This is a genomic window from Bradyrhizobium sp. (assembly GCF_035701725.1).
Taxonomy (GTDB): Bacteria; Pseudomonadota; Alphaproteobacteria; order Rhizobiales; family Xanthobacteraceae; genus Bradyrhizobium.
In genome coordinates, this window is record NZ_DASSRP010000282.1 from 18,269 (window position 1) to 30,085 (window position 11,817).

Here is an 11,817-nt window from a genome sequence, read left to right on the forward strand (position 1 = left end):
GGTCGTAGGGCCTGTTTGGGAAAAACTTAAATATTAGCAGCGAGATCAATAACTTCGTCGAACAATACACCTGACGATAGCAGCATGTGCTCGATTGCCGCGGTGGCGTCGCCGATCGAGGTCGTCGAGGTGTCGATCACAAGCTCGCAGTCGAGCGGCACCTGATAGTCATTGCCGATCCCGGTGAAGGCGGCCAGCGCACCCGCCCGCGCCTTGGCGTAATGCCCCTTGGGATCGCGGCTCTCGCAGACATCGGCTGGTGTTGCGACATGGATTTCGCGGAATGCGGTATCGGCGATCTGGCGCGCCACGGCACGGTCCTGGCGCGAAGGCGAGACCGCAGCCACGATGGCGATGTGGCCGTTCTTCGCCAGATGGGTGGCCACTTCGGCAAGCCGGCGGATATTCTCGCTGCGGTCCTCGGCCGAAAAGCCGAGGTCGCGGTTCAGCCCGGCGCGCAAGGTGTCGCCGTCGAGCAGGATTGGCGAGCCGCCGCGAGAGAACAGGGAGCGTTCGAGCGCGCGCGCCAGCGTCGACTTTCCGGAAGCCGGCAGGCCGGTCAGCCAGACCACCGCGCCGTGATGGCGATAGCGGGCCGAGCGCTCGTCCGGGCGAAGCGCCGATTTCACGGGCACGATATCGACCGGCACGGCGCGTCGACCGGCATCGACCGACAGCACCAGGCCGCCGCCGGCGATCCGGCCGTTGACTTCGATGACGAGCCGTCCGGTGCGCGGATTGTCGGCATAGGCGTCGGCCGCGACCGGCTGCGCCAGCGCGATGTCGATCTCGCCGACATGATTGCGGGCAATCGAGGTGGTCTCGACGCTTGACAGTTCGCCGGGGTCGACCGCCTTCTCGATGGCGACGACGCTGGCGCGGCTTTCTCGCGCGCCGAGTCGCACCAGGATCTGGTCGCCTTTGCCGAGCGGCTTGTCGTGAAGCCAGAAGATGCGGGCGTGGATGCGTCTTGTGTCACGCGGCGCCGAGGCGGTGTGGGCGATGATATCGCCGCGTTCGACGAATAATTCCCGGTCGAGCGTGATGCCGACCGAGCGGCCGGCGGTTTGCTCGCCGGCGAGCGGCGTCACCGGCCAGCTCTCGACGCTCTTGATCTTTGCGATCTTGCCCGCAGGCATGATGACGATTTCGTCGCCGCTCGAAAGCCGCCCGGATTCGATGCGGCCGGCAACGATGCGGCGGTCGTCGAATTTGTAGATCGCCTGAACCGGCAGGCGCAGCGCAAGCTGCTCCGGCGGCCGCGCCGGCTCGAGCGTATCGAGCGCGTCGACGACGGTCGGGCCGTCATACCAGCGCATGCGCGGCGATGCGGCGGCAACGCCGTCGCCGTCGCGCGCCGAAATCGGTATGACCGCAAGCGGCGCGATGCCAAGCCCGGTCAGGTGCGCGGAAATCTCGTCGCGGATTTCGCCAAATCGCGCGGCGCTGAAATCGACGCGATCCATCTTGTTGACGACGACGGCGACCTTTCGAACGCCGAGAAGGTGCAAGAGATAGCCGTGCCGCCGGGTCTGGTCGCGCACGCCCTCCAGCGCATCGACGATCAGAAGCGCGCCGTCGGCCTGCGAGGCGCCGGTGATCATGTTGCGGAGGAATTCGGCGTGTCCGGGCGCGTCGATCAGCACCACCTCCCGCGAGCGGGTGCGAAAACGGATCTGCGTCGTATCGATGGTGATGCCTTGGTCGCGCTCGGTTTGCAGCGCATCGAGCAGGAACGACCACTCGAACGGCATGCCGCGCCGCGCGCTGACCGCTTTCAGCATTTCGAGCTTGCCGTCGGGCAGGCTGCCGGTCTCGTGCAGAAGCCGGCCGACCAGCGTCGATTTGCCATGATCGACATGGCCGACGATGACGATGCGCACCTGCGGACGGGAAGGATTACTGGGGGTAAGGGGAATTGCGGCGGAGACGGTCATGTTCATGGCGATCACAAATAACCGGCGACGCGCAGCCGCTCGAAAGCATCTTCGGTTTCGTGGTCGAGCGCGCGGCCGGCGCGTTCCGGCACCTTGGTGCGTTCAAGCTCGATCAGGATCTCCTCGATGGTGACGGCGTTCGAATCCACCGGGAACGTGATGTCGGAATCGCCGAGCGATCGATAGCGCTTGCCATTCTTGGCGAGATACAGCGGAATGATCGGGATGTTTTCGCGCATGGTGTAGGCCCAGATGTCGGCCTCGGTCCAATGCAGGATCGGGTGAATGCGCAAATGCGCACCGGGCGGCGGCGAGGCGTTGAACTGATCCCAGAATTCGGGCGGCTGATCGCGCACGTCCCATTCGCCTTCAGCGCCACGGGGCGAGAACACGCGCTCCTTGGCGCGGGTGGCTTCCTCGTCGCGGCGAATGCCGGCGATCAATCCGTCGAAGCCGTATTTGGCCAATGCCAGTTTGAGCCCTTCGGTCTTGCGCGCAGCCGAGCGGGCTGCCGGCGGCAAAGTGGGATCGACGGCCTCGATCGGCGGGCAGGGCTCGACCTTGAGATCAAGTCCCCATTCCTTCGCGAAGGTGTCGCGAAAGGCGTACATCTCCGGAAATTTCTTGCCGGTGTCGACGTGCAGAGCCGGAAACGGCAGACGACCGAAGAAGGCCTTGCGCGCCAGCCAGATCATCACGTTGGAATCCTTGCCGAGCGACCACAGCAGTGCGAGTTTTTTCAAGCGCGCGAAGGCTTCCCGGAAGATGTAGATGCTCTGCGCTTCGAGCGCGTCGAGATGGTCCATCGACGGGACCGGTGCCGGGGCCTGGCCTGATATTTGCGTGATTGGCGCGGTCCTGGCCGGAAGATCGCGGTGCACTTCGGTTTGCGCGTAACTCTGTTCAAGAAGATGCATCTACTGACCCTTGGCCTTGCGAAGCGAAAATTCTATATTTGCGCCGCCGGAGAGAAGAAATAATTTTCTCTTTGCGGGCGTCTGCAGACACATATATAGAAAATAATTCCAGTCAACTCGGAAAATCTGAAGTCGAAGATCGCAATGCAGTATCTGCCCGTATTCCTGGACCTGCGACGCGGCGCGGTGGTGCTGGTCGGTTCGGGCGATCTCGCCCGCGCCAAGCTGCGTCTGCTTGCCTCCGCCGGGGCGCGCGTGCGCTGGTACGCAACCGATGGCAACCACGATCTCGCCGGGCTTGATGCGGACGACGTCTCGCGGATCGAGCTTGTGAGCGGCGATCCGCTCGCGGCTGACTTGAGTGGCGTGATCGCAGTGCTTTGTGCGGGCGCGGGCGACGTTGGACCGGCAATGGCGGCGCGCGCCAGCGCGATCGGTCTGCCGGTCAATGTGATGGACGATCTTGAGCATTCCACCTTCATTTTTCCAGCGATCGTCGACCGCGGCGATGTCGTGGTTGCGGTCGGCACCGGCGGCGCCTCGCCCGTGGTGGCGCGGCGGGTGCGCGAGTTGATCGAAACCGTGCTGCCCGCGCGCATTGGCGATCTCGCCGGCTTTATCGGCCGCTGGCGCAAGACTGTCCACTCCCTGATCCCGGAATTTGCGCTGCGCCGCCGATTCTGGGAGCGCGTGGTCGATGGCGAAATCGGCGCGCTGGTTTTGGCCGGGCGCAATGCCGAAGCTGAAGCTGCGCTGAAGACGGTCGGCGATCCGTCCGCGTTCGCGGCCGGCCTGACCTCGGGAAAGCTCGAAGGCCGGGTCACGCTGGTCGGCGCCGGTCCCGGCGATCCGGATCTATTGACCGTCAAGGCGCTTCGCGCGTTGCAGGATGCCGACGTGATTTTCTACGATGAACTGGTGTCTCCCGAAATTCTCGATCGCGCGCGCCGCGACGCGGCCCGTGTCCCGGTGGGACGCCGCGTCGGCAATCCGGGCATCGGCCAGGACGCCATCAACAAGCTGCTGGTCGAAGCGGCCCAGGCCGGCAAGCGCGCGGTCCGCCTGAAGGGCGGCGATTCCTTCATCTTCGGGCGTGGCGGCGAGGAAATCGAAGCGCTGCGCCAGGCCGGTGTCGCCTATTCGATCATTCCCGGAATCACCGCGGGTCTTGGCGCGGCGGCGCAGTTCGAGGTGCCGCTCACCTTCCGCCACGAGGCGCTGCGCATCACTTTCCTGACCGCGCACAAGGCCAGGGACGCCGAAGCCGTCGACTGGTCGACCTTGACCGACGTGAAAATGACGATCGTCGTCTATATGGGCATGACCGCGGCGCCTTCGGTGCGCGCGGGCCTGATCGCCGCCGGACGCTCGCCGCAGACGCCGGTCGGCGTCTTTGCGCGGGTGACGCGGAAGGACGCAAGTTCGGCGATTGGCACGCTTGCCGAATTGCCCGACCTCGTTGAAAAGGTCGCCGGCGGTCCCGCCATTCTCATCATCGGCGATGTGGTCGCGCATGCCGCGGCCTCGCGCCATCAGCAGCTCACCCAACTCGCTTCTTATTTTCAGGACGCCGCCGAATGACATCTCCGCTTGAGCAGAAAATCCGCATCACCGGACCGTCCATCGTGACCGCCAACCGTACCGCCGACGGCGCGGTGATCTACCGTAACCGCAGCCGCGGCTGGTCGACCGACCTGACGCAAGCCGCGATCGTTCGCAATGCCGATGACGCGCGCGCGCTGCTGTCCGAGGCGGTCGCAGATGACGTCGGCGCCGTCGGACCCTACATCGCGCCGGTGCATGTCAGCGAGAGCGGCGAGATCAAGCCCGGCAATCTGCGCGAGCACATTCGCCTTGGCGGCGTCACCATCGATCTTCTTCCGGTTCCGGCATAAGGCTTTTTCGATGTACGCGTATGACGAACTCGACCGAACGCTCCTCAACGAACGCGTTGAGGAGTTTCGCGACCAGGTGAAGCGCCGTCTGTCCGGCGAACTCACCGAAGACGAATTCAAGATGCTGCGCCTGCAGAACGGCGTCTATCTGCAATTGCACGCCTATATGTTCCGCGTCGCGATCCCCTACGGCACGCTGTCCTCCAAGCAACTCCGCCGCCTGGCGCATGTCGCGCGGAAATACGATCGCGGCTACGGCCATTTCACCACGCGCCAGAACATCCAGTTCAATTGGATCAAGCTTGCCGAATTGCCGGACGCGCTCGCCGATCTCGCCGAGGTCGGCATCCATTCGATGCAGACTTCGGGTAACAACACGCGGAACGTCACGTCCGACCAGTGGGCCGGCGTCGTGCCGGGCGAAGTCGAAGATCCGCGCATCTGGTCCGAGTTGCTGCGTCAATATACGACGCTGCATCCGGAATTCTCGTTCCTGCCGCGCAAGTTCAAGTTCGCGATCACCGCCTCCGCGCACGACCGCGCCGCGATCAAGATCCATGACATCGGCCTGCGGCTGCACCGCAATGCTGAAGGCGAGATCGGCTTCGAGGTTCTGGTCGGCGGCGGTCTTGGCCGCACGCCTTTTATCGCCAAGACCATCAAGCCGTTCGTACACGGCCGCGATCTGTTGAGCTACGTCGAAGCGATCCTGCGCGTCTACAACCAGTACGGCCGCCGCGACAACATCTACAAGGCGCGCATCAAGATTCTGGTGCACGAACTCGGCATCGAAAAATTCGCAGCCGAAGTCGAGCAGGAATGGCGTGCGATGGGAGATACCGCGCTGACGCTCGATGACGCCGTCATCGATGAAATCCGTTCGCGCTTTTCTTATCCGCCCTACGAACGACTGCCACATGTGCCGGATGAACTGAAGAAGGCGGCGGCCGATCCGTTGTTCGAACGCTGGCGGCGCAATTCCGTGTTCACCCACAAGGTGCAGGGCTATGCGATCGTGACGCTGTCACTCAAACCGGTTGGCGGACCGCCCGGCGATGCGACTGCCGATCAGATGGATGCGCTGGCCGATCTTGCCGACAAATATTCATTTGGCGAAATCCGCGTCGGCCACGAGCAGAACCTGGCGCTGCCGCATGTCGCCAAGCGGGACCTTCCCGCGCTTTGGAATGCGCTCGACAAGCTCGGCCTCGCCACGCCGAACGTCAATCTGGTTTCGGACATCATTGCCTGCCCGGGGCTGGATTACTGCTCGCTTGCCAATGCGCGTTCGATCCCGATCGCGCAGGAGTTGACCCGCCGCTTCGCCAATCACGATACCGCCGAACTGATCGGCCGGCTGCATATCAACATCTCCGGCTGCATCAACGCCTGCGGCCATCACCACGTCGGTCACATCGGCATTCTCGGCGTCGAGAAGAACGGCGAAGAATTCTACCAGATTACGATTGGCGGCCGCGCCGACGAGAACGCCGAACTCGGCGTGCTGATCGGGCCCGCGGTGCCGTATGGCGAAGTCGCCGACGTGATCGAGGACATCGTCGAAGCCTACCTCGCGCTGCGCGAACGCCCGGACGAACTGTTCGTCGATGCGGTGAAGCGGCTCGGCGTCGAGCCTTTCAAGGAGCGGGTCTATGCCACTCGTTAAGAACGGCAAGGTTGCCGCCGACATTTTCGTTCGTGTCGCCGACGATGGCGAACTGCCGGAAGGAGGCAGCGCGCTGGTTTCGGCGGCGCGGTTCCTCGAAAATCCGCAAGGCCTGCTGTCAAAGACCGACAAGCTCGGTGTGATCTGGCCCAACAACCGCGATCTGGATGATCTCGTGCCGTTCCTCGATCGCCTCGCAGTGGTCGCGCTGGTGTTTCCGTCTTTCCGCGACGGGCGAGCCTATAGCCAGGCGCGGCTGTTGCGCGAACGCTACGGCTATGAGGGCGAATTGCGTGCGACAGGGCAAGTGCTGCGCGACCAATTCCTGTTCATGCTGCGGGCCGGTTTCGATGCGCTCGAGGCCAAGAAGGCGAACGACGCCGAAGCCTTCGCGCGCACGTCGGAACGCTATTCGGTGTTTTATCAGCCGACCGGGGACGGGCGGCTGACCGCGCTTCACCGGCGGATGCAGCAGCGTTATTCGGAAAGCGCGGGTTAGTCGCCGTGAGCAGCGTTGCAGAGCAGATCCCGGTTGAGACCGCCGTCACTGAGAAGGCAACGGCGCTGGACGAAGTGCTGCGCAACGCCTCGCCGTCGGAGGTGATCGAGAGCGCACTGCGCGTTGTCGGGCGCGAGCATCTGGCGCTGGTGTCCTCGTTCGGTACGGAATCGGCGGCGCTGCTCAAGGTCATGGCCGACGTCGATCCGGCGATCCCGGTGATCTTTCTCGATACCGGCTGGCTGTTCGAGGAGACGCTTGCCTATCGCGATACGTTGATCGCCCGGCTCGGTCTGCGCGACGTCCGCTCGATCAAGCCCCTCGGAGATGCGTTAAACCGCGAGGACCGGGATCGTGAATTATGGTTTTCCGATCCGGACGCGTGTTGCCGGATTCGCAAGGTCGAGCCACTCAAGCGTGCGCTTGCGCCGTTTCGCGCATGGATCAATGGACGCAAGCGCTTTCAGGGCGGCTTGCGCGCCGATATTGCGGTGGTCGAAGCCGATGGCGCCAGGCTGAAATTCAATCCATTTGCAAATATCACCCGCGCCGGGATCGAGGCGATCTACGCGCAGGCAGATTTGCCGCCGCATCCGCTGGTGGCGGCGGGCTTTCTGTCGGTCGGCTGCATGCCTTGCAGCAGCCGCGCGCAGAGCGGCGAGGATGCCCGCGACGGGCGCTGGCGCGGCCGCTCCAAGACCGAATGCGGCATCCATACCGGCTGAGCCGTAAACGGTAATCGCCCGAAAAAAGCCTTCCCGTTCACCTTTCAGCCACGGTTGGCGTGCAACAACCGCTCCCGAATATTTTTGGGGGAATGATGCGCATACCAGCGCCCAGTTTTCGGCGGGCGGCGCCGGCCGCGATGATCGGATTGCTTGTGCTTGCCGGCTGCGCCTCGGAGGTCCCGACGGAACAGCCGACCATGTATCTCAACATGACCGAGCCGGGCGCCAAGCTCGATGCGCAGGCGGCGGCCACCATGATTTCGCTCTACCGCAAGAACAACGGCGTTGGTGCCGTGGTCATCGACCCCGAACTGATGAAGATCGCGGAAGGGCAATCCCAGGCCATGGCCAGCCGCAACAAGCTCGATCACGACGTCAAGGCGCCGCTGCCCAAGCGCCTGCAGGCCGCGGGCTATCCTTCGACCCTCGCGGTGGAAAATGTGTCCGCCGGATACCATACGCTCGCCGAGGCGTTTTCCGGTTGGCGGGATTCCCCTCCGCATCGCGCGAATATGTTGCAACTGGGTGTCACAAAAATGGGCATTGCCGCCAGCTATGCTCCGAACACTAAATACAAAGTGTTCTGGACGCTCATCCTCGCATCGACCGAACCGCGCGAACAAGTTGGCATACCTGTACCTACCAGCAAGACTGATTGACGCGCCCGCAAGCTGGTGTCCTAGTGCCCACTTTCCGAATTGCGTATCGGAGCCCTAGTGCAATGATGAATCCAGCTACACCAGCCAATGCACAGCGTGTCCTGGTCCTGCAAGGCGGCGGCGCGCTCGGCTCTTATCAGGCCGGGGCCTATCAGGCGCTCTGTCACTTTGATTTCGAGCCACAGTGGATCGCAGGAACCTCGATCGGCGCCGTCAATGCCGCCATCATTGCCGGCAATGAGCGGGAAAAGCGCGTCGATCGCCTGAAGGAATTCTGGCAGATGGTGTCGCCCGGCGCACCGTGGGTGCCTACTCCGATCACCAAGGGCGAGCGGGAGCGCACGCTGTACAACGAGACCAGCGCCGCTCTGGTCGCGACCTTCGGCGTCCCCGGCTTTTTCACGCCGCGCGTGCCCCCGGCGCCGCTCTGGCCGAAAGGAAGTCCGCAGTCGCAGAGCTATTACGACACAGCACCCTTGCGGAAAACGTTGGAGCGGCTGGTCGACTTCGATCGCATCAATGACCTGAAATGCCGGCTCAGCGTCGGCGCGGTCAGTGTGACAACCGGTAATCTCAGATACTTCGACAATGTCGAGCTCAAGCGGCAGGGAAAGCAGATCGGCCCCGAACACATCATGGCTTCCGGCGCGCTGCCGCCCGGATTCCCCTCCATCGTCATTGACGGCGAGCACTATTGGGACGGGGGTGTCGCCTCCAATACGCCGCTGGACTATGTGCTGGACGTCGAGACCAAGAACGACCTCCTGATCTTCCAGGTCGATCTCTTCAGCGCGCGCGGGCCGCTGCCGCAATCGCTGCTCGAGGCCGCCGAGCGCGAGAAGGATATCCGCTTCTCAAGCCGCACGCGCATGTCCACCGACAAGAACCGCCAGATCCACAACGCGCGCAAGGCGGTGCTCGATCTGATCGAGAAATTGCCCGACGATCTCAAGAACGATCCGTCGGCGATCTATCTGCGCGAGGCGGCGCGGGAGAGCACCGTGACCGTGGTGCACCTGATCTATCGCAGCAAGAACTACGAGAGCTCGTCGAAGGACTACGACTTTTCCCATGTCGCCATGGTCGAGCATTGGGAGGCTGGCGTGCGCGACGTGCACCAGTCGATGCGGCACAAGGATTGGCTGGAACGGCCGCAATCCGACGAAACCATGGTGACCTACGATCTCTCAGGCGAAGAAAATCCCCCCCAAAAGGAGCAGTGAAAATGACGACCAACTTGAAGGGCAAGACTGCCGTCGTGACCGGTTCGACTTCGGGCATTGGACTGGCTTATGCCCGCGCGTTCGCCGGCGCCGGCGCCAACGTCGTGATCAATGGTTTTGGCGCGCCGGCCGACATCGAAAAAGAACGCTCCGCGATCGAGAACGATTTCAAGGTCAAGGCGCTGTATTCGCCGGCCGATATGACCAAGCCCGCCGAGATCGCCGACATGGTTGCGCTCGGCGAGAAGACCTTCGGCTCGGTCGACATTCTGGTCAATAATGCCGGCATCCAGTTCGTGTCGCCGGTCGAGGAGTTCCCGATCGAAAAATGGGATGCGATCATCGCCATCAACCTGTCGTCCGCGTTTCACGGCATTCGCGCCGCGGTGCCCGGCATGAAGAAGCGCGGCTGGGGCCGTATCATCAATACGGCCTCCGCGCATTCGCTGGTGGCCTCGCCGTTCAAGTCGGCCTACGTCTCGGCCAAGCACGGCATTGCCGGCCTCACCAAGACGGTGGCGCTGGAAGTCGCGACCTTCAAGATCACCTGCAACTGCATCAGCCCCGGCTACGTCTGGACGCCATTGGTCGAGCATCAGATTCCCGAGACCATGAAGGCGCGCAACATGACCAAGGAGCAGGTCATCAAGGATGTGCTCTTGGATGCGCAGCCGACCAAGGAGTTCGTGACCTCGGATCAGGTCGCCGCGCTGGCGCTGTTTTTGTGCGGCGATGACGCCGCGCAGATCACGGGTGCCAACCTCTCGATCGACGGCGGCTGGACCGCGGAGTGAAGCCGCGTTCGGCGCATCAAGAAGGTTCGTCATGCCCGGCCTTGTGCCGGGCATCCACGTCTTTGCATCCAAGTTAAAAAGTCGTGGATGGCCGGGTCAAGCCCGGCCATGACGGTGAGAGTTCTGCCTTCTAAACGCCAGCACGTGAAGCCCGAGCCGGCGGCGCACGATGTAGAACAACAGCACGGTCTCGAACACCAGCGAGATCGAAGTCGCGGCCGCGGCGCCATGGCCGCCGAAGCGCGGCACCAGCGCGATGCATAGGATCACGTTCATCGCGAACGACAGCGCGTAAGCCAGCGCGCAGATATATTGGTGACCGAGCATGTTGAGCAGCCGCTCGACCGGGCCGACGGCGGCGCGCACCACCAGGCCGATCGCGGCGACGAACATGATGTCGTAGCCGACCACGAATTGCGGCCCGAACAGCCACAATAGCGGCTTGCCGAGCGCCAGCAGAACAATGGTTGCGGCAAGCGACGGCCAGAACGTCCATTTGATCGCATGGGCGACATAGGCCGAGAGCCGCGCCCGATCGCCCAGCGCGTGATATTCAGCGAACCGGTGTGCGGTCGTGGCCGACATCGCATAGTGGATGAAGGAAACCAGTGCCAGCGTCTTCACGACCGCAAAGTAGACACCGACTTCCTCCGACGAACGGAACTGTTGCAGCACGAGCACGTCAGTGTAGGACAACAGCAGGTAAAAGCCCTCGACCATCAGGATCGGCAGCGAGATCGACAGCCAGAAGCCGATGTCATAGGCCTTCGGGCCGGCCGGGACATGACCTTTGAGGCGATGGTTGAGCGCGATCATCTGGCCGACCATGGCGATCCACACCGCCGCGGCGCTTGCCAGCATCGCCGCGCTGGCGCCGAGGCGAAGGCCGGCTACGAACATCCCGGCGGTGATGCCGATGATCAGGGCCTGACGAATGACGAATTGCGGCATCAAGCCGAGCCGCATCCAGTCGTGCGAGCGCGCGATCCCGTCCTGGGTGTTGGCCACGACGAAAGCGGGCAGCGTTGCGCACCCGATCATGAGCGGGACGACTTCATCCGCGCCGATCCATGGCGAGAACAGTTTCACGAGGCCGGCCAGCAATACTGATACGATCGCGGAGGCGATGAACGTGATCCAGCGGCTGCCGGCGAGAAAGCCGCGGAGCAGCGCGTGCTCGCCGCGGGTGCGATATTCCGGAATGATTTTCTGGGCCGAGGATGAAATGCCGAAATCCATCATGCTGCCGAGCAGCAGCACCCAGGTCCAGACATAGACATAGACGCCGTAATCCGAGCTGCCCATCCAGCGTGCCAGCAGCACTTGCGAGAAATAGGCAAGCGCCGCGCTGAGCACGCGGATGATGAAGATCGTTCCGGCCAGACGCCGGGTCAGCGAGGCTTCGCCGGCCCCGCCCAGCAAGCCACCCAGCATCGATCGCAAGCGGGCGAGCAGAACTTGCGAGAAGTAGGCGAGTGCGGCGCTCAGCACGCGGATGA

At 63.2% G+C, this 11,817-nt stretch carries 11 protein-coding genes; 8 read left to right on the top strand and 3 right to left on the bottom strand.

What is annotated here, in order from left to right; all coding sequences use genetic code 11:
• Positions 1 to 26 precede the first annotated feature (26 nt).
• Together cysC and cysD are read right to left on the bottom strand one after the other, a co-directional pair.
• Positions 27 to 1,943, bottom strand: coding sequence for an adenylyl-sulfate kinase (cysC, locus tag VFL62_RS16930; protein ID WP_325173532.1), 1,917 nt, complete (start codon positions 1,941 to 1,943; stop codon positions 27 to 29).
• A gap of 5 nt (positions 1,944 to 1,948) precedes the next feature.
• Entirely contained in the window at positions 1,949 to 2,743 is a 795-nt protein-coding gene (gene cysD / locus VFL62_RS16935; protein ID WP_325173543.1) for a sulfate adenylyltransferase subunit CysD, read from the bottom strand.
• Between the two features lie 255 nt (positions 2,744 to 2,998).
• Here cysD and cysG point away from each other — a divergent pair, with 255 nt between their 5' ends.
• The 8 genes from cysG (at position 2,999) to VFL62_RS16975 (ending at position 10,318) form a co-directional block, all read left to right on the top strand.
• The gene (gene cysG / locus VFL62_RS16940) at positions 2,999 to 4,435 is read left to right on the top strand and encodes a siroheme synthase CysG (protein WP_325173533.1); all 1,437 of its coding nucleotides are present in this window, start codon (positions 2,999 to 3,001) and stop codon (positions 4,433 to 4,435) included.
• A complete protein-coding gene (locus tag VFL62_RS16945; RefSeq protein ID WP_325173534.1) occupies positions 4,432 to 4,749 on the top strand; it encodes a DUF2849 domain-containing protein in 318 nt (105 codons plus the stop codon). The genes cysG and VFL62_RS16945 overlap by 4 nt, the downstream gene beginning before the upstream one ends.
• Positions 4,750 to 4,759: 10 nt before the next feature.
• Positions 4,760 to 6,415, top strand: a complete 1,656-nt coding sequence (locus VFL62_RS16950) for a nitrite/sulfite reductase (RefSeq protein WP_325173535.1) — start codon at positions 4,760 to 4,762, stop codon at positions 6,413 to 6,415.
• A complete protein-coding gene (locus VFL62_RS16955; protein WP_325173536.1) occupies positions 6,402 to 6,914 on the top strand; it encodes a DUF934 domain-containing protein in 513 nt (170 codons plus the stop codon). Before VFL62_RS16950 ends, VFL62_RS16955 begins: the two co-directional genes overlap by 14 nt.
• Positions 6,915 to 6,919: 5 nt before the next feature.
• Complete coding sequence (locus VFL62_RS16960) at positions 6,920 to 7,639, top strand: phosphoadenylyl-sulfate reductase (RefSeq protein ID WP_325173537.1); 720 nt, start codon at positions 6,920 to 6,922, stop codon at positions 7,637 to 7,639.
• A 95-nt stretch (positions 7,640 to 7,734) separates the two neighbouring features.
• Entirely contained in the window at positions 7,735 to 8,301 is a 567-nt protein-coding gene (locus VFL62_RS16965) for a CAP domain-containing protein (RefSeq protein WP_325173538.1), read from the top strand.
• Positions 8,302 to 8,363: 62 nt separating this feature from the next.
• Entirely contained in the window at positions 8,364 to 9,524 is a 1,161-nt protein-coding gene (locus VFL62_RS16970; RefSeq protein WP_325173539.1) for a patatin-like phospholipase family protein, read from the top strand.
• 2 nt (positions 9,525 to 9,526) lie between these two features.
• Complete coding sequence (locus tag VFL62_RS16975; RefSeq protein WP_325173540.1) at positions 9,527 to 10,318, top strand: 3-hydroxybutyrate dehydrogenase; 792 nt, start codon at positions 9,527 to 9,529, stop codon at positions 10,316 to 10,318.
• 96 nt (positions 10,319 to 10,414) lie between these two features.
• On the opposite strand, the gene VFL62_RS16980 is transcribed toward VFL62_RS16975, so the two are convergent.
• The gene (locus VFL62_RS16980) at positions 10,415 to 11,752 is read right to left on the bottom strand and encodes a lipopolysaccharide biosynthesis protein (protein ID WP_325173544.1); all 1,338 of its coding nucleotides are present in this window, start codon (positions 11,750 to 11,752) and stop codon (positions 10,415 to 10,417) included.
• Positions 11,753 to 11,817 lie beyond the last annotated feature (65 nt).